This is a genomic window from Succinispira mobilis DSM 6222, from assembly GCF_000384135.1.
Lineage (GTDB): Bacteria > Bacillota > Negativicutes > Acidaminococcales > Succinispiraceae > Succinispira > Succinispira mobilis.
On the sequence record NZ_KB913028.1, the window covers coordinates 981,108 to 1,002,322 of the forward strand.

21 protein-coding genes are annotated in these 21,215 nt (G+C 35.5%); 17 read left to right on the forward strand and 4 right to left on the reverse strand.

Annotated features, from left to right (window positions below):
- Positions 1 to 14 precede the first annotated feature (14 nt).
- From SUCMO_RS0104640 to SUCMO_RS0104675, 8 genes are read left to right on the forward strand one after another with little or no spacing between them, the layout of a single operon-like run.
- Complete coding sequence (locus SUCMO_RS0104640; protein ID WP_019879366.1) at positions 15 to 1,334, forward strand: [Fe-Fe] hydrogenase large subunit C-terminal domain-containing protein; 1,320 nt, start codon at positions 15 to 17, stop codon at positions 1,332 to 1,334.
- Positions 1,335 to 1,340: 6 nt separating this feature from the next.
- The gene (locus SUCMO_RS0104645; protein ID WP_019879367.1) at positions 1,341 to 1,688 is read left to right on the forward strand and encodes a hypothetical protein; all 348 of its coding nucleotides are present in this window, start codon (positions 1,341 to 1,343) and stop codon (positions 1,686 to 1,688) included.
- On the forward strand, positions 1,678 to 2,448 hold the full coding sequence (locus SUCMO_RS10340) for a PHP domain-containing protein (RefSeq protein WP_019879368.1): 771 nt from the start codon (positions 1,678 to 1,680) through the stop codon (positions 2,446 to 2,448). The genes SUCMO_RS0104645 and SUCMO_RS10340 overlap by 11 nt, the downstream gene beginning before the upstream one ends.
- Positions 2,449 to 2,465: 17 nt before the next feature.
- The gene (nuoE, locus tag SUCMO_RS0104655) at positions 2,466 to 2,960 is read left to right on the forward strand and encodes an NADH-quinone oxidoreductase subunit NuoE (protein WP_019879369.1); all 495 of its coding nucleotides are present in this window, start codon (positions 2,466 to 2,468) and stop codon (positions 2,958 to 2,960) included.
- 4 nt (positions 2,961 to 2,964) lie between these two features.
- Entirely contained in the window at positions 2,965 to 3,522 is a 558-nt protein-coding gene (locus tag SUCMO_RS0104660) for an ATP-binding protein (RefSeq protein WP_019879370.1), read from the forward strand.
- Positions 3,523 to 3,882 carry a (2Fe-2S) ferredoxin domain-containing protein gene (locus SUCMO_RS0104665; protein WP_019879371.1) on the forward strand — a complete coding sequence of 120 codons (360 nt, stop codon included), beginning with the start codon at positions 3,523 to 3,525 and terminating at the stop codon, positions 3,880 to 3,882.
- Between the two features lie 22 nt (positions 3,883 to 3,904).
- Positions 3,905 to 5,695, forward strand: coding sequence for an NADH-quinone oxidoreductase subunit NuoF (gene nuoF, locus SUCMO_RS0104670; protein ID WP_019879373.1), 1,791 nt, complete (start codon positions 3,905 to 3,907; stop codon positions 5,693 to 5,695).
- Positions 5,696 to 5,708: 13 nt separating this feature from the next.
- Complete coding sequence (locus tag SUCMO_RS0104675) at positions 5,709 to 7,433, forward strand: NADH-dependent [FeFe] hydrogenase, group A6 (RefSeq protein ID WP_019879374.1); 1,725 nt, start codon at positions 5,709 to 5,711, stop codon at positions 7,431 to 7,433.
- Positions 7,434 to 7,520: 87 nt separating this feature from the next.
- On the opposite strand, the gene pckA is transcribed toward SUCMO_RS0104675, so the two are convergent.
- Positions 7,521 to 9,062 (reverse strand): phosphoenolpyruvate carboxykinase (ATP), encoded by a 1,542-nt coding sequence (gene pckA, locus SUCMO_RS0104680; RefSeq protein WP_019879376.1) that lies wholly within the window; start codon positions 9,060 to 9,062, stop codon positions 7,521 to 7,523.
- Between the two features lie 183 nt (positions 9,063 to 9,245).
- Between pckA and SUCMO_RS0104685 the strand changes: the two genes are divergently transcribed.
- Positions 9,246 to 10,448, forward strand: coding sequence for an HD domain-containing protein (locus SUCMO_RS0104685; protein WP_019879377.1), 1,203 nt, complete (start codon positions 9,246 to 9,248; stop codon positions 10,446 to 10,448).
- A 194-nt stretch (positions 10,449 to 10,642) separates the two neighbouring features.
- A complete protein-coding gene (locus SUCMO_RS0104690) occupies positions 10,643 to 11,878 on the forward strand; it encodes a Glu/Leu/Phe/Val family dehydrogenase (protein ID WP_019879378.1) in 1,236 nt (411 codons plus the stop codon).
- Positions 11,879 to 11,936: 58 nt separating this feature from the next.
- Here SUCMO_RS0104690 and SUCMO_RS0104695 read toward each other — a convergent pair whose 3' ends face one another.
- Positions 11,937 to 12,137, reverse strand: coding sequence for an alpha/beta hydrolase (locus SUCMO_RS0104695; protein ID WP_156819247.1), 201 nt, complete (start codon positions 12,135 to 12,137; stop codon positions 11,937 to 11,939).
- A 178-nt stretch (positions 12,138 to 12,315) separates the two neighbouring features.
- Positions 12,316 to 12,525 (reverse strand): PucR family transcriptional regulator ligand-binding domain-containing protein, encoded by a 210-nt coding sequence (locus SUCMO_RS0104700; RefSeq protein WP_019879381.1) that lies wholly within the window; start codon positions 12,523 to 12,525, stop codon positions 12,316 to 12,318.
- Positions 12,526 to 12,835: 310 nt separating this feature from the next.
- Here SUCMO_RS0104700 and SUCMO_RS0104710 point away from each other — a divergent pair, with 310 nt between their 5' ends.
- The 7 genes from SUCMO_RS0104710 to SUCMO_RS0104745 all read left to right on the forward strand — a co-directional run bounded on the left by SUCMO_RS0104710 (position 12,836) and on the right by SUCMO_RS0104745 (position 20,421).
- Complete coding sequence (locus SUCMO_RS0104710) at positions 12,836 to 13,525, forward strand: NAD(+)/NADH kinase (protein WP_019879383.1); 690 nt, start codon at positions 12,836 to 12,838, stop codon at positions 13,523 to 13,525.
- Positions 13,526 to 13,701: 176 nt separating this feature from the next.
- Positions 13,702 to 14,487 carry a (S)-ureidoglycine aminohydrolase gene (gene allE, locus SUCMO_RS0104715; RefSeq protein ID WP_019879384.1) on the forward strand — a complete coding sequence of 262 codons (786 nt, stop codon included), beginning with the start codon at positions 13,702 to 13,704 and terminating at the stop codon, positions 14,485 to 14,487.
- Positions 14,488 to 14,536: 49 nt separating this feature from the next.
- Positions 14,537 to 15,478, forward strand: a complete 942-nt coding sequence (gene arcC / locus SUCMO_RS0104720) for a carbamate kinase (RefSeq protein WP_019879385.1) — start codon at positions 14,537 to 14,539, stop codon at positions 15,476 to 15,478.
- A gap of 60 nt (positions 15,479 to 15,538) precedes the next feature.
- Positions 15,539 to 16,771 carry a pyridoxal-phosphate-dependent aminotransferase family protein gene (locus SUCMO_RS0104725; RefSeq protein ID WP_019879386.1) on the forward strand — a complete coding sequence of 411 codons (1,233 nt, stop codon included), beginning with the start codon at positions 15,539 to 15,541 and terminating at the stop codon, positions 16,769 to 16,771.
- A gap of 27 nt (positions 16,772 to 16,798) precedes the next feature.
- Complete coding sequence (locus SUCMO_RS0104730) at positions 16,799 to 17,635, forward strand: sulfide/dihydroorotate dehydrogenase-like FAD/NAD-binding protein (RefSeq protein ID WP_019879387.1); 837 nt, start codon at positions 16,799 to 16,801, stop codon at positions 17,633 to 17,635.
- A 1-nt stretch (position 17,636) separates the two neighbouring features.
- Positions 17,637 to 19,031, forward strand: a complete 1,395-nt coding sequence (gene gltA, locus SUCMO_RS0104735; protein WP_019879388.1) for an NADPH-dependent glutamate synthase — start codon at positions 17,637 to 17,639, stop codon at positions 19,029 to 19,031.
- A 245-nt stretch (positions 19,032 to 19,276) separates the two neighbouring features.
- Positions 19,277 to 20,421 (forward strand): IS3 family transposase gene (locus tag SUCMO_RS0104745; protein ID WP_156819248.1). Its coding sequence is split into 2 segments (ribosomal slippage): positions 19,277 to 19,544 and positions 19,544 to 20,421, totalling 1,146 coding nucleotides; the frame shifts between segments, so codons are not numbered across the junction.
- 283 nt (positions 20,422 to 20,704) lie between these two features.
- Here SUCMO_RS0104745 and SUCMO_RS0104750 read toward each other — a convergent pair.
- On the reverse strand, positions 20,705 to 21,157 hold the full coding sequence (locus SUCMO_RS0104750) for a YbaK/EbsC family protein (protein WP_019879391.1): 453 nt from the start codon (positions 21,155 to 21,157) through the stop codon (positions 20,705 to 20,707).
- Between the last annotated feature and the right edge of the window lie 58 nt (positions 21,158 to 21,215).

Genomic DNA, 21,215 nt, shown 5'->3' on the forward strand with positions numbered 1-21,215 from the left:
AGTGGTGAATTTTTGTGCAAAAAGAAAGAATGCATTCTGTGGTTTTGAATCCCAAACTCTGTAAGGGTTGTGTAAACTGTATTAAACACTGTCCGACAGAAGCAATACGTATACGTTCCGGTAAGGCTATAATTATCGAAGAAAAGTGTATTGATTGTGGAGAATGTATTCGACATTGCCCAAGTCATGCGCAATTAGTAACAACTGATACTTTAGCCGAATTTAAAAACTATAAAGTGAATATTGCGATTGTGCCACCAGCTTTATACGCACAATTTCCACCGGATTTGCCACTTGAGGAAATTATACAAGGTTGCTTAAATATTGGCTTTACTGATGTTTACGACATGTCACGAAGTTATGAATACGTTTCATTGGCAATCGAAAAATATCTTACGGAAACAGCTAACTTAAGAAAACCGCTTATTTCAACGCATTGTCCAGTGGTAACGAGATTGATTCAAATGAAGTTTCCTGAACTCATTAAGCAATTACTTCCACTAATGCCAGTAGTAGAAATTGCTGCTATTCAAGCTAGAGCCAAATTTACTCAGGAACTAAATTTGCGAGCAGAAGATATTGGCATTTGGTTTATTTCTTCTTGTCCGGCCATGGTTACTATGGCTAAAGAATGTAAAAATGAGATAAATGGTGTGATTAGTGTAGCGAAAATTTACGGGGAAATATTGAAAATTTTATCGGATTGCAAGCAAACTAAAGAAAAAGTAACATCTAGTTCTTATGGTTGGGGTTGTTGTGTAGCTGGAGGAAGTGTGAGAGCTACAGGGATAGTGAATTCTTTAGTTGTTGATGGCATTCATGACGTTTTTGATGTTTTGGAACAAGTTAGTATCAATAAAATGCCAGATGTTGACTATATTGAATGTTCTTCATGTGCTGGCGGTTGTGTTGGCGGTGTTTTAAATGCTGAAAACAAGTTTGTAGCAGAAAAAAATATTAAATTAAAAATTCGTCACCAGAGAGATACAGAGGAAAAAAACCGTGAATTAGTACTAAAAAGCAGTATTAAACAAGAAAAATTAAGTGTAGATATTAATAAAAATGAAAATCTACAGGCCAAAACAGTTATGAAGTTAGATGAAAACATCATTTTAGCTATGAAAAAACTACAAGACATAGAGAAGATTTTATCGGAATTGCCCGGACTTGATTGCGGTTCTTGTGGAGCACCAAGTTGTCAGAGTTTAGCAGAAGATATTGTACAGGGCAAGGCTTGTGAGTCTGATTGTGTTTTTAAATTAAGAACTAGAGTAGAAACTTTAGCTGGGGAAATGAAAGAATTGTCTAATAAAATAAATGTAAATAAGGGGTGATAAAAGATGCTTTTAGCAACTGTCATAGAAAACTTACAACTACAACAGGTCACTAATTTACCGATTATAGATACCGAAATTGCTGCTGGCTATGTTTCTGATTTATTAAGCAATGTTATGGGACAAACAGCGGAAAATTATTTGTGGGTAACAATGCAAGGACATCCTAATATTGCCGCAATTGGCTCCTTACTATCTTTAGCAGCAATAATAGTTGCAGGTAATGCTAGTATTGATGAAGAAACTTTGAAACGCGCTAATGAAAATCAAGTTTTAATTTTCAAAACAGAGCTTAGTAGTTTCGAGATTGTGGGCAGGCTATATCAATTAGGTATTAAAGGTCATGTTAAGTAAATATTTAGCTGATCTACATGTGCACTCTGCTTTGTCGCCTTGTGCTGAAAAAGAGATGACAATTAAAAACATTTTAGAGCTAGCAAGGGATATGGGCCTTCAAATTTTGGCAATCAGCGATCACAATAGCTCGGCAAATGTATTTTCAGCTATACAGCTGGCAAAACAATATGGGATAATGTTAATACCTGCAATGGAAGTTGAATCACGCGAAGAGGCACATATATTAACTTTATTCCCTAACTATAAAAGTATAGAAGCTTGGCAAAGTATTATCGATACTAAAATGTCAGGCTTAGAAAATGATATAAGAAGATTTGGTCGACAAATAATTTTTGATCAAAACGATCAAATTGTTGGTGAAGAGTCAAGAATGTTGTTGGGGCCAGTTAAATTATCTGCTCAGGAAATTGTTGAGTTTGTTGGCAATTTGGGCGGGATTTGTATACCGGCCCATATAGATAGACCAGCTTTTAGCTTGCTAGGACAACTAGGCTTTATAACCAAAAATCAAGGTTATTTGGCAGTGGAGGTTTCTACTAGAGGGTTTGATAGAGCTATTCAAGGCGAATTTAGAGCTTTAACAGAAAACTTAGATTTTATATGTAATTCTGATGCACATAACTTAAAACAATTCTTGGAACAAGGCAAAACAGAGTTTTATCTACAAGAACTGAGTTTTCAAGAGTTTAAACAAGCTTTACAAGCCCAAAATGGCAGATATACTAAAGCTTTAAAAAGTATTTTCAATGAAAATTAATATGAGGAGTGGGGTTAATGCAAGAAAAACATCAATGTTGTTGTGCCAATGGCAAAGAGGTTAGTATGCCGCAATTAGACGAGATTTTAGAAAAATACGCGGGGAAGAAAGGTGCTTTAATACCAGTACTGCAACAAGCCCAAAATGTCTATGGATATTTATCGAAAGAAGTTTTAGAGTACATAGCGAAAAAATTAGAAGTCCCAACTAGTCAAATTTATGGCGTGGTAACATTTTATTCACAATTTCATTTAAATCCGCGTGGTAAAAATATTATTCGGGTGTGTCAAGGCACTGCCTGTCATGTCCGTGGGGCTAAAATGATTTTGGAAAAACTTGAAGATGTTTTAGAAATAAAAGCAGGTCAGACTACCAAAGATTTAAAATATACTTTGGAAACTGTGGCTTGTATTGGTGCTTGTGGCTTAGCTCCAGTTATTATGATTAATGATGACACACATGGACGCTTAACTCCTGATAGTGTTGAAAAAATATTAAAGAATTACGAGTAAAAAAATGCGTGATTTATGTATGCATATTTTAGATTTGGTGCAAAATTGTGTGGAAGCTGCAAGCACAGAAGTCCAAATAATTGTGAAAGAAGATTTAACGCAAAACTTATTGCAAATTCAAGTAATTGATAATGGTAAGGGAATACCTAAAAAGGTTTTGGTGGATTTAACAAATCCGTTTACGACATCTAGAATAACTAGAAAAGTAGGTTTAGGCACATCTCTCTTAGATATGATTTGTAAGCAATCTGGCGGAAAACTCAAAATAACTTCACAAGTTGGTGTTGGAACTAAAGTAATTGCGGATTTTAAACATGATCATTTAGATCGACCACCTTTGGGGGATTTGGTAGATACTATTAAGGTGATACTGGTTGCTTACTATCAAGTAGTTGATTTTCGTTTTGAATATCAGTATGGTGGAGAAAAGTTTACCTTTAACAGTCAAGAGGTTAAAAATGTCTTAGGCAGTGATAGTCAGCTATTGGCGCATAAAGAAGTAATAAACTGGATTGACGAATATTTGAATAGTAATATAAATATAATTAAGGGGGCTAAATAAATGAAAACTCTGGAAGATTTACGTAAATTAAGAGAAAAAGTGCAAGCTGAAACTAATCTTAGATATAGTGCTACCACCAAAGTTGTAGTAGGTATGGGAACTTGTGGTATTGCTGCTGGCGCTAGAGAAGTAATGCTTAAATTTATTGAAAAAATTGCTGAATTAAATATAGAAGATGTTGTCGTACAACAAACAGGGTGTGTAGGAATTTGTGAAAAAGAAGTTATTGTTGATATTATTCGCACTGGGGAACCTAAAATAACTTATGCCCGTGTTACTCCAGCTGATGTAGAAAATATTTTAAAAGAACATGTTATTGCAAATAGAATTGTTGAAAGTCTTGTTTTTGCCAAAGAATAGTAACATTTGAGGAGTTGAAAGTATGAAAAACATAAGAGCTCATGTATTAATTTGTGCCGGTACTGGATGTGTATCTTCAGGCTCTAAAAAAGTTGAGGCTAAATTTATTGAGCAGCTAGCTGCAAAAGGTTTAGCAGAGGAGATAAAGGTAGTAGAAACAGGTTGTCATGGTTTTTGCGAAATGGGACCATTGGTTATAATATATCCAGATTCAACTTTTTATTGCCGCGTAACGCCAGAAGATGTTCCTGTAATTATCGAAGAACATTTGTTAAAAGGAAGAGTAGTAAGCCGATTGCTATATAGAGAACCTCTTTCTCATGAAAATATTCAAAGTTATAGTGATATAAATTTTTATAAAAAACAAATGCGTTTTGCCTTAGCTAATTGCGGGCACATTAATCCGGAAGATATAAACGAATATATTGCTACTGGTGGCTATGAAGCTCTTGGAAAGGCATTAACTCAAATGACTTCGGAACAAGTAGTGGAAGAAGTGAAGTTAGCAGGGTTACGTGGCCGTGGTGGCGGTGGGTTCCCTACTGGCTTAAAGTGGCAGTTTGCTAAACAATCCCCAGGTGACAAAAAGTATGTGATTTGTAATGCAGACGAGGGTGATCCAGGTGCATTTATGGATCGAAGCCTTTTAGAAGGCGATCCGCATAGAATTATTGAAGGTATGGCAATTTGCGGTTATGCTATTGGTGCTGATGAAGGTTATATTTATGTGCGGGCGGAATACCCCTTAGCAATAAAACGCTTAAAAGTGGCTATCGCGCAAGCTGAAGAATTAGGATTATTAGGTGAAAATATTTTTGGCAGTAATTTTAATTTTCAACTGCATATAAAAGAAGGCGCAGGTGCGTTCGTATGTGGAGAAGAAACAGCTCTAATTGCATCAATTGAAGGCAAACGCGGAATGCCAAGGCCTAGACCTCCTTTCCCTGCTGTGATGGGCTTATGGGCTAAACCTACTAATATCAATAATGTTGAAACATTTGCCAATGTCGCTGACATTATTGTTAAAGGCGCTAGCTGGTATGCTAGTATCGGTACGGAAAAATCAAAAGGTACTAAAGTATTTGCTTTGACTGGAAAGATTAATAATACTGGTCTAGCAGAAGTACCAATGGGCATTACAATGCGTGAAATTATTTATGATATCGGTGGGGGCATAAATAATAATAAAAAATTTAAGGCTGTGCAAATCGGAGGCCCGTCAGGTGGTTGTTTACCAGAACACATGTTAGATTTGCCTGTAGATTACGATTCTCTTATTCAAGCTGGGGCAATGATGGGTTCTGGTGGGCTAGTAGTAATGGATGAAGATACTTGTATGGTAGATGTAGCGAAATTTTTCTTGAATTTCACACAAACCGAATCATGCGGTAAATGTACTCCTTGCCGTGAAGGTACAAAACGAATGTTAGAGATTTTAATTAGAATAACAGAAGGTGAAGGCAAGGAAGGCGATATCGAGCTATTAGAAGATTTGGCCTATGCGATAAAAGATACAGCGCTATGTGGTTTGGGGCAAACTGCGCCTAACCCAGTTTTAAGTACACTGAAATATTTCCGCCATGAATACGAGGCTCATATTAAAGAAAAACGTTGCCCAGCTGGGGTATGCGCTAAACTTTCTGCTTATGTGATAACCGAGAAGTGCAAAGGCTGTGGACTTTGTAAAAAAGTCTGTCCAGTATCGGCAATAACTGGGAATATTAAAGAACAACATTTAATCAACTCTGACATTTGTATTAAATGTGGAGCTTGTGTAAGTAGATGTCCATTTAAGGCAATCGTGAAAGGTTAATGGAGGTGCATTTATGAATAGTAAAGTTAATATTACAATAGATGGTAAAATAGTTAGTGTATCAAAAGATAAATCTCTGTTAAAAGCCTGTCAGCAAGCAGGCGTAAATGTGCCAAGTCTTTGTTATCATCCAGAACTAAGAACAGAAGGTTCTTGTAGAGTATGTATGGTGGAAGTAGAAGGGCAAAGGACATTAGTACCTTCTTGCGTTTTTCCTGTTACCGAAGGTATGCAAGTTAGAACTAATACACAACGTGTTTTAAAGGCAAGAAAAACAGTTGTGGAATTATTATTAGCAAATCATCCTCAAGATTGTTTAACTTGTCAAAGAAATGGAAATTGTGAATTACAAAAAATAGCTGCTGATTTGAATTTGCGTAAAATAAGATTTGAAGGTGAGAAAAAATCATATCCATTGGATAATAATAATCCTTCACTAGTTAGAGATATGGAAAAATGCATTTTGTGTGGTCGTTGTGTAAGAATGTGCGCGGAAAAGCAGGGTATGCATATTTATGGTTTTATTAATCGTGGGTTTGATACTACAGTTGCACCACCATTTTCTTTGGGGTTAGATAAAGTTGATTGTACATATTGCGGACAATGTGCTACTGTTTGTCCTACGGCTGCTATTGTGGAAAAAGATGATACAGAGGCAGTTTTAAAAGTATTAAATGACCCAACGAAGCATGTTGTGGTACAAACTGCACCAGCAACACGTGTAGCCTTAGGTGAAGATTTAGGTTTAGAAAGAGGAGCTATTGTAACTGGTAAAATGGTTGCAGCCTTAAAACATCTTGGTTTTGACAAGGTATTTGATACGAATTTTTCAGCCGATTTAACAATTATGGAAGAAGGCGCAGAATTTATTCACCGCTTAAATAATGGCGGACTACTACCGATGTTCACTTCTTGTAGCCCTGCTTGGGTTAATTGCGTAGAGCTACAATACCCTGATTTGATGGGGCATTTATCTACAGCGAAATCTCCACAACAAATGTTTGGAGCAATGGTAAAAAGTTACTATGCTGAAGTAGCCGGAATAGATCCTAAAAATATTGTGTCCGTATCAATTATGCCTTGCACCGCAAAAAAAGCAGAAGCCAAAAGGCCAGAAATGAGTGCAGATGGTTATCAAGATGTAGATTTTGTTTTGACGACAAGGGAATTAGCACGAATGATTAAAGAAAGTGCAATTGATTTTAATTCTTTGGCAGAACAAGAATATGATGCACCGATGGGATTATCTTCAGGAGCTGGTGTTATCTTTGGAACTACGGGTGGCGTTATGGAGGCAGCTTTACGTACTGTAGTAGAAAAATTAACAGGCAAGCCTCTAGAACGGATTGTCTTTAATGAAGTACGTGGGCAAAAGCTTATTCGTGAAGCAACTTTGGATGTAGCTGGAACTGCGGTGAAAATAGCGGTAGTCGACACGCTAAAAGAAGTTAAAAAAATGCTTGAGAAAGTTAGAGCTGGTACGGCTGATTATCATATTATCGAAGTAATGTCTTGTCCAGATGGGTGTATTGGCGGTGGAGGCCAACCTTATTACAAAGGAAAAGATGTTAGGACTAAGCGCCAGCAAGCTATTTATGATTGTGATGCTGATTGCACAATTAGAAAGTCTCATGAAAATCCAGCGATTGTAGAAATTTATGAAAAATTCTTAGGTGAACCTCTATCAGAAAAATCTCATAAATATTTACATGTGCATCATTACCAACAAAAACGCTAAATAACTATAAAAACAGGACTACCAATGTATAACATGGTAGTCCTGTTAATCTTTATTTGACTTATAATTTGCTAAATGGTTTTTAGTTTAAATATGTGGCCCGAATTTAGTCAATTCAGGATTATTGGTTGCATATTTTTGGAAATTTTTGTGAAACATATTAGCTAAATTTTTGGCAGTTTCCAAATAAGCTTCTTTATTTGCCCAAGTATTTTCTGGATTTAGTATCTCAGATTTAACGCCAGGACAAGATGTTGGAATTTGCAAATTAAAAACATTATGGTTTTCATAATTAACACTATCTAAAGCGCCTGATAGTGCGGCAGAAACAATACTGCGAGTATCAGCAATACTAATTCTTTTGCCAGTACCATATTTTCCACCTTGCCAGCCAGTATTTATTAGATATACACTAGTTTGATGTTTGTTGATTTTATCTTTTAATAGATTTGCATAAGTTATAGGGTGTAAAGGTAAGAATGGTGAACCAAAACATGCTGAGAAAGTAGCTTGTGGTTCGGTAATACCACGTTCAGTACCAGCAAGTTTACTAGTATAGCCTGACATAAAATAATACATAGCTTGTTCAGGAGATAATTTAGCTACCGGCGGTAATACACCAAAGGCATCTGCAGTCAAAAACACAACCGTTGTAGGGATGTTTCCAATCCCAGGATAAATACTGTTAGGAATAGAGTGCACAGAATAAGCTGCGCGTGTATTTTCAGTTAGTTCATCAGAATCGAAATCGATATGACGATTTTCATCTAAAACAACATTTTCTACAATTGTACCAAACTTTATTGCATCCCAAATTTGTGGTTCATTTTCTTTTGAGAGATTGATGCATTTAGCGTAACAACCACCTTCAATATTGAAAATTCCATCATCTGTCCAGGCATGTTCATCATCACCAATCAAATTTCTGTTTGGATCTGCGGATAAAGTTGTTTTTCCTGTGCCTGAAAGACCAAAAAATAGTGCTACATCACCCTTTTTACCTTGGTTTGCTGAGCAATGCATGGAAAGAATATTTTGTTTTGGTAAAAGGTAATTGATCACAGAAAAAATTGATTTTTTCATTTCCCCAGCATAATAAGTACCGCCAATAATAACAATTTTTTTGGCAAAATTAATTACTACAAATGCTTCGGAATTAGTTCCATCTTGTTCAGGAATCGCTTTGCAACCAGGTGCAACTAAAACAGTGAAACCTTCTTTGTCAATGCTAGGCCAATTGGTATCGTGCTTACGTAAAAACAATTGTTGGACAAAAATATTTTGCCAAGCAAATTCGTTAACGAACTTTACTGGCAGCGTATGCTTTTGATCGGCACCAGCATAGCCTTCAAAAATGAAAATATCTTCACCCTTGTTTTGTAAATAAGCAGTAATTTTTTTGTAAAGTTTATTGAAATTTTCTTCGGATATAGGGGCATTATTATCCCACCAAATTTCATGTTCGTTGCTAGCATCTTTTACAATAAACTTATCGTTAGGTGAACGACCAGTATATTTTCCGGTAGTTACACGCAACGCACCAGTAGATGTAAAAATTCCTTCGCCACGAGTGGTTGAGATTTCGTATAATTTGCTAATTGGTAAATTGATATTCTTAGTATTGAACAAAAGAAATGCCCCCTTCAGGTGTTAAGTATATTACATTATTCTTGGAAATAATGTATAAAGTATAACATATATATATCTATTAGTATACGTTTTTTAAATGTATTTCTTATGTATTTTGCTAAAAGAAATTACAAAGATTATAATAGATATCAAGAACATAAGTAAAAGATAGGCGGTGTTTACATGTATAATATAAAATTAGTAAAAATGATTTTTGATGCAGCAAATATTCAACGCTGGAATGATCATAATCGAACGCAATATTTTACGGAATTAGATAAGCAGGCCCATAAAATGATTATTGCATATGTGTTAGCGAAACATGAAGAAGATGCTGGATTGAATGTTAATTGGCAAAAAATTATTGAAGGGGGAATTTTTGAATTTTTGCATCGTATTATTTTGACTGATATTAAGCCGCCGGTTTTTCATCTCTTGCAAAAGGAATCGAAATTGCAGATGGATACCTGGGTTTTAGAACAGCTAGAACCATTAATAAAAGATATACCTTATGGGTTTAAGGACAAATTTGCACAATATCTGGCAGCTGGGACTAAAGATGTTTTTGAAAAGAAAATTTTGCAAGCAAGTCACTATTTAGCAACAAAATGGGAGTTTAAATTTATCTATAATCTAAATACAGCTTTATATGGAATTGAAGAAACTAAAAAAGCTATAGATTTGGAAATAGAAGAATACTATGATTTAAAAAGTGTGCAGAAGTTAGTCCTTTATAAAAAAGAATATGATTTTATTGATTTAGTTGGACAATTGCGTTTTCAAAAACGCTGGGCACAAACTCCTAGAATTCCTGAAACCTCTGTTTTAGGTCACATGCTTATTGTGGCTATATTAAGTTATTTTTTCTCTCTAGAGTTGCAAGTATGTGACAAAAGATTACGGAATAATTTTTATGCAGGCTTATTTCATGATTTGCCCGAAGTTTTGACACGGGATATTATATCTCCCGTAAAAAGATCTATAGAAGGTTTAGATTTATTAATTAAAAATATCGAAGAAAAATATATGCAAGAGAAGATATATAATTTATTGCCAGTAAATTGGCATAGTGAAATAAAGTATTATACTGAAAATGAATTTAAAAATAAAATAATTAATAATAGCGGTGAAATTGAATATTTAAGCGTTGAGATGTTGGCACAGTATAATAAAAATATTTACAATCCGCTAGACGGGGAAATGCTGAAATTTTGCGACAATTTATCGGCGTTGTTAGAAGTTTTAGTGTCGCGTCAGCATGGTGTAACTTCCCAAAAACTTGAAGATGCGATAGACACAATTAGCAGGCAGTATACAAATCGCAAAATTGAGCATGTGAACTTACAGGAATTAATTGAAAATTTTACTATTGAACTAAAAAACTAAAAAAATAAAAAAACTATATACAAAATACAAAAACTGCTATATACTAAAAACAAGTAGAGATAAATTACACAATGTATACAATATTGTGTTTTTGGTGGTTCCAAGCTATTAAAAGTGATTTATAGAAAGATAATGTGCTTGAGAGGCAAGGCCTCAAATATAAATAATAAAGGGTATTTTAAGGAGGAAATAATATGAGTATTTTTGAAATGGCGAAGATTCCTTTGCAAAAGGCAATCGAAAAAATGGATTTGGATGCTGGTGTTAAAAAATTAATGGAACAACCAGAAAGATCGATGGAAGTCAGTATTCCCGTTAAAATGGATGATGGCAGAACTGAGGTTTTCACTGGTTACCGTGCACAACATAGTACTGCTGTAGGTCCAGCTAAAGGTGGGATTCGTTTTCACCCAGATGTATGCTTAGATGAAGTTAAAACATTGAGTTTTTGGATGACTTGCAAATGTTCTGTAGTTGGATTGCCTTATGGTGGCGGTAAAGGTGGAATTACCGTAGATCCAAGTAAATTGTCCGAAGGTGAACTAGAAAGACTTTCGCGTGGTTATATTCAAAAAATTGCTGCTATTATTGGTGAAAAACTAGATGTGCCAGCACCAGATGTTAATACTAATGGTAAAATAATGGCTTGGATGGTAGATGAGTACGAAAAAATTGTTGGACATGCAGCACCGGGAGTTATTACAGGCAAACCTATTATTGTAGGTGGTTCATTAGGAAGGACTGAGGCTACAGGTCGTGGCGTAATGCTTTCAGTTCGTGAAGCTTGTAAAAAACTAAATATTGATATTAAACAAGCGACTTGTGCAGTGCAAGGTTTTGGTAATGTGGGAAGTTGGGCTGCAAAACTTATTTATGATTTGGGCGCAAAAATTGTAGCAATAAGTGATGTACACGGGGCAATTTACTGTGAAGCTGGTTTAAATCCCTATGAAGCGGCCGAGTATCTGGCTAAACACAAAGTTTTAAGTGGCTACCCAGGCTCGAAAGATATTAGCAATGCGGAACTATTAACTGCTGATGTTACTATTTTGGTTCCAGCGGCCTTAGAAATGCAAATTACTAAAGAGAATGCAGAACAAATAAAGGCAAAAATTATATCCGAAGGAGCGAATGGGCCGACAACTCCAGATGCAGATGATATTTTAGCAGCAAAAGGTGTTGTGATTATTCCGGATATTTTAGCAAATGCTGGTGGGGTAACTGTTAGTTACTTTGAATGGGTACAAAATTTGAGTGGCTATTATTGGTCAGAAGAAGAAGTAAATGATCGTCAAGAAAAGTTATTAGTTAAAGCTTTTGAAGATGTTTACACAACGGCTAAACAGTATAATACGACTATGCGGATTGCTGCTTATATTGTGGCGTTAAGAAAATTGAAAGATGCTATAAAAGCACGTGGTTGGTGCTAAAAAATAAAAAAACAGAACTTGGATTAAAGTTTTAATCCAAGTTCTGTTTTTTTGTTTTTTAAACTAAAGAATTTAGCCAGTCAATTATTTCTTTATATACATTTTGTGCGAGCAGATTTGGTTGAGAACGATCAAAATCATGTTCCGCCAAATATAGTGTTAATAGCTTAGCATTAGGTAATTTTTTGCTTAATTGTTTTGATAATCGATAGGGAATATCAGGATCGAGCGTAGCACTTACTAAAAATGTTGGGGGCATATTTAAGAAAGATGCATTTGACAAAAAAGTGTCGCAATTATTATTAATGTTAAGATATTCCAATTAAGGAAGCGTCAATTACAGGCAATTTGTTGTAATGCTTACTTGGTGAACTAAAACTTGAATCGTCGAGACTGGCATATCCATACATACTAATTAAGGCTTGGGGAATTAATCACTACCACCCGTTATACGGGTGGTAGTGATTGTTTAAATTTTGTAATGCAAAAAAACTGCTAAGTAAAACTTCGCCAGCTCTACCCCAGTTGGCTATATCAGTAGCTTCTAAGATATTAACACTTGTGATTTCCTTGTAAGTACCATTTTTGCCGGCTATTAAACTGGCTTTATACATAGATTTCAAGCCGAGAATTTCTTGTACGGTCATAAATCCTCCCGAGTTATCCTTAAAGGATAAAAAAAATGTGTATTTTATAAAAATATGCCAATGTTAATGAAAAATAACAATGATATAATAACACTTAGAATATTAACATAAGAAAATGGAGTTGGCAAATAATGCAGAAGATTTTTATTTTTCCAAACTTCAAAAAAAGCAAGTAAAAAACATTTTAGAGAAGTTGCTCGAATTTTTTTCACGAGAAAAAATTAAAGTGGTTTTACCTGATAGTTGAGCAAGCTTTTATAATACTCTTGCTTTTAGTACGGAAAAACAACAAGGGTTTCAAAATGTTAGATTGGCTATTGCTTTAGGTGGTGATGGTACAATTTTACATTTATTAAAAGAGATTGGGCAATATGAAATTCCAATTTGTGGTATTAATATGGGGCAAGTTGGTTTTTTAGCGGAATTGAAAATTTCAGATTTGGACGATGTTTTAATTAGACTTTGTCAGTCAAAATATCTTATTGAACAAAGAAAAATGCTTAAACTTGAAGTGTGGAAGTCTGGAAAAGTGTGTTGGGTTGCTCATGCTCTAAATGATATTGTTTTAGCACGTAATCAAAATTCTCAAATGTTGAGAGTCAATGTTGCGTTTAGTAGTAGCGAGCAGATAAAGTATCCCGTAGATGGTTTGATATTTTCTACAGCTACTGGTTCTACAGCATATTCTCTTTCTGCGGGAGGTCCAATTGTACATCCTAATTTAGAAGCAACGGTAATAACACCTATTTGTGCTTATGCTATGTACACTAAACCTTTGGTAATTAGTACAAAAGAAAATCTTTTAGTGCAACTGGCTAATAATAGTGGAAGTGGAAGTTTGAGTACTGATGGGATATCTTTAGGGAAAATTAATCGCCAATATACTTTGAAAATAGTAGAGAGTGAATATCAAGCACGGTTTATTAGATTTAATGAAGCAAACTATTATCCGACTTGGCAAGAACGCTTGCGACGCGGTGAAGCTAGTACTAATTTTTAAAACTGATTTTTATCCAAATAGTATAAAAAACAATTGTTTTTTATGATTTTATGCCAATGACAAGGCAAAAATTGAATGCTAAAATATAATCAAATTGTGATTTAACAGAATTTTTACATAAGTAAAAAAAACAACAATATTTTAGTAAGGTTGTTGTTAACGAAAGGATGAAGAAAATGAGTTACCTTAATAATGTTATTGGATATCGTAAAGATTTATTGAGCAATCGGTCAATTGTTAAAAGAGGAAATTATGCAGTTCTTGAACCAGATGGACTTGTGAAAAATGTTATTTATGGTTTTGAAAATTGTGATATTACAATTTTAGCTTCGCCTAAACTTGGGGCTAGTTTTGTAGATTATTTAGTGAACATTAACCCTGAAGGAAAAAATGAAATAGGTTTTGGCTATGAAGGGGTAGAAACTTTATTTTATTTACTAGAAGGTAGTTTAGTAATTGAAGTTGCGGGGAAGAAACAAGAATTGGTAACGGGAGGGTATGTATATTGCCCGCCTGGGGTGAAATTATATTTTTGGAATAAGAGCGAGAAACCAGCTAAAGCTTTTATGTATAAGCGTAATTATTGTAAACTGGAAAATTTAGAACCTTATGTAGTGGTTGGTAACACTGAAAACTTAGAATGGGTTGAATACGAAGGCATGCAAGATGTTTTAATTAAAGATTTTTTACCGAAAGATTTAGCGTTTGATTGTAATTTTCATATTTTGAGTTTTAAACCAGGCGCATCACATGGTTATTTGGAAACGCATGTGCAGGAGCATGGAGCATATTGTTTAAGTGGACAAGGTATGTATAATCTTGATAATGAGTGGATTCCAGTTAAAAAAGGTGATTATATTTTTATGGGCGCGTATTGTCTTCAAGCTTGTTATGCAGTAGGTCGCGAAGAAAATTTTGCCTACGTATATTCTAAAGATTGCAATCGGGATGCGGAACTTTAATTAACAAATATAATTAGCAGATAGAGATAGAGATAGAAGGAGAAAGAAGATGAGCGAACAATTAGTAATAGCGTTAGGTGGTAATGCCCTAGGAAGTACTCCAACAGAACAGAAACAAGCGGTGCTAGAAGCGGCAAAGCATATAGCTAAGCTGGTTAAAGAAGGATATAAAATTGTAATTGTGCATGGCAATGGACCGCAAGTAGGCATGATAAATCTAGCCTTTGAGTTAGCGGGCAAAGAAAATAAAAATATATCAATTATGCCTTTTGCAGAGTGCTGTGCGATGAGTCAAGGTTATATTGGGTTTCATCTGCAAAATGCGTTGCAGAATACTTTTTATGAAAATGGCTTAAGTACACATGTGTCGACGGCAATAACCCAGGTTATTGTGGAACGTGAAGATCAAGCCTTTCAAAACTTAACTAAACCTGTGGGCATATTTTATACAGAAGCTGAGGCGGCACTAATTAGCAAAGAATTAGGCTATACTTTTGTAGAAGATTCAGGGCGAGGATATCGGCGGGTGGTAGCTTCGCCTGAGCCAGTAGATATCAAAGAGAAAGGTACAATTCGTTGTTTAATGGAAAATGGGGATGTAGTTGTAGCTTGCGGCGGCGGCGGAATCCCGGTATATCGTGAAAACGGTCTAATGCACAGCATCGATGCGGTTGTCGACAAAGATAAGGCAGCCGCTAAGTTAGCAGAGGTTATTAATGCCGATACTTTTATTGTTTTAACAGCTGTGCCCAAAGTAGCAATTAATTTTGGGACACCACAACAAAAATGGTTAGAAACTATTTCTATTGCGGAAGCAAAACAATATATGTTAGAAGGGCATTTCGCACCCGGTTCGATGTTGCCAAAGGTGGAAGCAGCAGTTAAATTTGCGGCAAGTCGACCAGGCAGAAAAGCAATTATTACTTCTTTGGAGATGGCTTATGAAGGAGTAACTGGAAAAAATGGAACAATAATTACTCAAGATATATGAGTGTTAGAATGAATATGCTATAATCCTGTATAGTATCAAATTTTAGAGAGGAGTGCGAAGATGTATAAAGAGTTAAATGTATCTTTAAGAACTATTATGACCCCAGGTCCGGTAGAAGCTGAACCGCGAGTGTTAAAAGCAATGACTACCGCGATATTAGGGCAGTTTGACCCAGAATTTACAAATATCATGAATAACACGATGGAGATGCTCCGCGAAGTATTTCAAACAAAAAATAAGTGGGCGTTTCCAATAGATGGGACATCTCGTGCTGGCTTAGAAGCTGTTTTAGCAAGTGTTATCGAACCAGGTGATGTAGTTTTAGTACCAATATATGGTCGATTTGGACATTTATTGGTAGAAATTGCCCAAAGATATGGAGCAAAAGTAGTTACATTAGAAACTGATTGGGGACAGGTTTTTAGTTCGCAGACAGTAGTAAAGGCTATTAAGGAGGTAAAACCTAAAATAGTCGCTATGGTGCATGGCGAAACTTCTACGGCTTGTATGCAGCCGCTTGCAGAAATTGGCAAAGTATGTCGGCAGCAAGATTCGCTCTTCATTGTTGATGCTGTAGCTACTTTAGGTGGGGCGATGCTTAAAGTTGATGAATGGTTTATAGATGCCTGTATAGCCGGAACACAAAAATGTTTATCAGTACCTGCGGGGATGGCGCCAATTACTTTTAATGAGCGCGTAGAAAAAATAATTTTGCAACGCAAAAGAGTTGAGCAAGGTCTGGCTGATACTACAGCTGAGAAGCAGGATCTAGGCTGTTATATTCGAACTAATTATTTTGATTTAAGTCAATTGATGGATTATTGGAGCCCAGTGCGCTTAAATCATCATACGGAAGCGACGACTATGTTATATGGCTTATATGAAGGGTTGCGCTTGGTTTTAGCAGAGGGACTGGAGGCAAGATTTGCCCGCCATAAAAAACATGAACAAGCATTAATAGCAGGTTTAGAGGCTATGGGTTTAGAAATTTATGGTGATAAAGAATGTAAAATGCCTGTGGTTACAGCGATAAAAATTCCTGAACATGTTGATGGAGAAGCTGTAAGAGCAATGCTACTTAATGATTTTGAAATCGAAATTGCCAGCTCCTTTGGGCCACTTAAGGGGAAAATTTGGCGAATTGGAACTATGGGTTATAGTTGCAGAAAGAAAAATATTTTACATGTTTTAGCGGCCTTAGAGGCAGTATTAATCAGACAAAAGGCCAAAATAACAATTGGTGAAGCCGTGCAAGCAGCATTAAATAAGTATCAACAATTAGAAAATCAATAACAATAAATTTTCTGAAGGAGTACTGATATGTATAAAATAGTGAGACGTGAAGAATTAAATCCTACCGTTACCAGTATTGATGTATTGGCACCGCTTATAGCCAAGAAAGCTGAGCCTGGACAGTTTATAATTTTTCGAGTAGATGAAGATGGTGAACGAGTTCCATTGACCATTGCTGATTTTGATCGTCAAGCAGGTACAGTGCGGGTAATTTTTCAAATAGTTGGAAAATCTACAGCCAAGTTAAATGCTTTGCAAGAAGGCGACTGTATTTGTGATTTTGTAGGTCCATTAGGCGTGGCTTCGCATACTGAAGGTTTGAAAAAAGTCGCAATTGTTGGTGGTGGAGTAGGTTGTGCAATTGCTTTTCCCGTAGCGAAAAAAATATTTTCGCAAGGCGCTGAAGTTGATGTTATTGCGGGGTTTAGAAATAAGGATTTAGTTATTTTAGAAGAAGAGTTTAGCAACAATAGTACAAGAATGTTTTTGCTTACAGATGATGGTAGTGCAGGTGAAAAAGGTTTTGTAACTAGTCGCTTAGAAAAACTTTTGCAAGCCGGCGAACAGTATGATGAGGTTATTGCGATAGGGCCTTTAGTAATGATGCGAGCTGTGGCGGAATTAACTAAAAAATACTTTATAAAAACGACTGTAAGTATGAATCCGATTATGATTGATGGAACAGGGATGTGTGGTGGTTGTCGTTTAACAGTAGGCGGAGAAGTTAAATTTGCTTGTGTAGACGGGCCAGATTTTGATGGGCATCAAGTTGATTTTGATGAGGCTATAGCTCGAGCTTCTACTTATAGGGAACAGGAATGTGCTCCAGGACATGAATGTAACCTGTTAAAGGAGGGCAAATAATATGGCTAATATGAGTTTGCAAGCAGTGGCAATGCCCTTTCAAGATCCCTTAGAAAGAAGTAAAAATTACCAAGAAGTTGCGCTAGGCTATTCCGAAGAACAAGCAATGGAAGAAGCTGCGCGGTGCTTAAAATGTAAACATAAACCTTGTGTACAGGGCTGTCCAGTTAGTGTTAATATCCCAGGATTTATTAGTAAAATTCAAGAACAAGACTACCTAGCCGCTTATCAAATTTTGCGGGAAAATAATTCTTTACCAGCTGTATGTGGTCGGGTCTGTCCACAAGAAACGCAATGTCAAGCTAAATGTGTCCGTGGATTAAAAGGCGAGCCTGTTGCCATTGGCCGTTTAGAAAGATTTGTAGCTGATTGGTATATTGCTAATAATAAGGGACAAGCGGAAACTCCAGTAAGTAACGGAAAAAAAGTTGCGGTAGTAGGTGCTGGACCAGCAGGACTAACTTGTGCTGGTGATTTAGCTAGTTTAGGTTATGAAGTTACAATATTTGAAGCCTTACATGTTCCTGGTGGGGTAATGGTATATGGTATTCCTGAATTTAGACTACCGAAAGCCATTGTAAAGGCAGAAATAGAAAATCTTAAACAATTAGGTGTGCAGGTATTAACTAATGTAGTTATTGGTAAAACAATTTCTATAGATGAGTTATTGGAAGATGAAGGGTTTAGTGCGGTATTTGTAGGCAGTGGCGCAGGATTACCGAGTTTCATGAATATTCCTGGGGAGAATTTAAAAGGCGTATATTCGGCTAATGAGTTTTTAACGCGGATAAATTTAATGAAAGCTTATCAAGAAAACTCAGCTACACCAATTCAAAAAGTTAAAAATGTGGCTGTAATTGGTGGAGGTAATGTAGCTATGGATGCGGCGCGTTGTGCTAAGCGTCTTGGGGCGGAAAATGTTTATATAGTATATAGACGTTCTGAAAAAGAGATGCCTGCTCGACATGAAGAAATTGAACATGCTAAAGAAGAAGGAATAATTTTGAAAGTCTTAAATAATCCTATTGCTATTAAAGGTGATAAACAGGGGTGGGTAACAGCTTTAGAGTGTGTAGAGATGCAACTTGGTGAGCCAGATGCTTCCGGTAGATGTCGCCCGATTGAAAAAGTTGGCTCCGAGCATTTATTAGAGGTTGATTGCGTAATAATGTCAATAGGAACGAATCCTAATCCGCTTATTATTAGTACCACTAAAGGTTTAGAGGCTAATAAATGGGGTTGCATAGTGGCTGAAGAACAAACTGGTAAAACTAGTAAAGAAGCGGTATATGCTGGTGGCGATGCAGTCACCGGAGCGGCTACTGTTATTTTAGCTATGGGTGCAGGCAAAGCGGCAGCCAAAGCGATTAATGAGTATTTGCATAATAATAGTTAAAAATAAACGGCTTTTATAATCTTGAGTTGGGTACTAATTACCGACAAGAGTACTCCTTGTATTTGGTGATTATTTAGAATTAAATTTATTAAAAGATTTGCAAAAAGTTGTTTAGTAAAATTTTAACTAACTGAGAATATTTCTGAAATCACAAATACAGGGAGGAATGAGATGGTATAATAAAATTGTAACAGCACCACTGATATTTATGATAAAATAATTCATAAGAAAGTGAGGCTATTACAATGGCAGGAATAAAAAAAACTTATACACCAGAATTCAAGAAAAAAATGGTGAAATTAGTCCTTGAAGAAGGACGTCAAATGAAAAGTGTAAATCAAGAATACAATCTAGGTGAAGGTAGTTTGCGTAAATGGATTCGTGACTACAGTGAAGAATGCGAAACAAATCCAGAATTAAATAATGAAAAAGAGCAAATGGCGGAAATCTTAAAGTTACGTAAAGAATTAGCTGAAGCCAAAAAGGAAAATGACTTCTTAAAAAAAGCCGCCGCATTCTTCGCAAAGGAACTAGATTAGAAAAATACAAATTCATTGATATTTATAATGAGAAGTTTGGTGTACGATGGTTATTATCAAAGTTCAAAATAAAACCTAATGCTTATTATAATTATAAAAAGAATAGAAAAGCTGATTATTATGCCAACAAGTCCAGTATTCAATCTACCATAGAAGATATCTATCACGAGTATGCAGGTAGACCTGGTTATCGAATGCTGAGGATTTTTCTCAATAGAAAAAATATTAATATTAGTAATCTAACCGTTCATAAATACATGAAGGAACTAAGCCTTAATTCTATTGTTATACGCAAAAAACCAAAATATAAAAAAGGTGATTGCCATAAAAAATTTGACAATCTAGTGAAACAAAATTTTACAGTGGATGCCCCTAATAAAGTGTGGTGTACTGATTTTACCTACATGTGGCTTGAAGATGGAACAAAACGTTATAATTGTACTATCATTGATTTATTCGATCGTTCTCCTGTTGCTACGCTAAATAGTAATCGTATTAATGCTGAATTGGCAATTGAAACTCTTAAAATAGCATTAAACCATAATAAAATAAAAGACGGATTTATCCTGCATTCAGACCAAGGTACACAGTTTACTTCTAGAGATTTTACTGATTTTTGCTCTTTACAAAATATCACACAAAGTATGAGTAAAGCAGGGTGTCCTTATAATAATGCACCAATGGGAAGTTTTTATGGAACGTTCAAAGCAGACTTCATAAATCATAATAGTTTTGAGAGTGATGAGGCTTTAAATGAGGCAACTTACAATTATATTTGGGTGTATTATAATCATGTTAGACTGCATTCATCAAATGGATACTTGACACCGTTTGAAAAAAGATTTAGTTAAAGTTGAAAATATCAGTGTTTGCGTTACAATTTGGCTTGACCATCTCAAATCGTCAAAGAAATATATGATTATCTAGTAAGCGATACAGTGCATTTTAATCGTTATGAAGGTAAAAGTGCCTTTGCCTCTGACACTTTAGACTAGTAAAATGTTGTTATTTATTTTGGCCTCCTCTTAGTAAAAATATATATAAACACAAAAGTTCTCCGCCTAAATTATAGGTAGAGAACTTTTTGTGCTTTATCTATTTAAAATTACTTTTTACACCAAAAGTATAAAATTTTTATTCGATAATATCAATCCAAGTAGCATTGGTTAAGGCTTGTATTTCGGCGGGCTTCATTTTAATAGCAGAATTAGCAGTTCCAGCTGCGGGATAAACATAAGCAAAGTTGGTAAGGCTTTTATCTAAAAATATCGCAACATCTTCAGGTAAAGCAAAAGGACAAACGCCGCCTACGGGATGTCCAGTTACCGCTAAAGTTTCTTCAGGTTTGAGCATTTTAGCTTTGCAGGCAAAATAAGCTTTGAATTTTTTATTATCAATGCGGGCTTTGCCAGAAGTTACAATTACAATATTTTTATCTTTGGTTTTAAAAGCTAAAGTTTTAGCTATTAACTCTGGTGGTTCAGAGAGGGCGGCAGCCGCTAAATCAACGGTGGCGCTGCTTTGATTTAGGTAGATAACCTGTCCAGAAAAATTTTTCTCTTGCAAATACTTTTCTACTTTACTCATAATTTCAGCTCCGTCTTTATAAATTTATAAAACTCCTGCTGTTTAAAGAGCAGGAGTT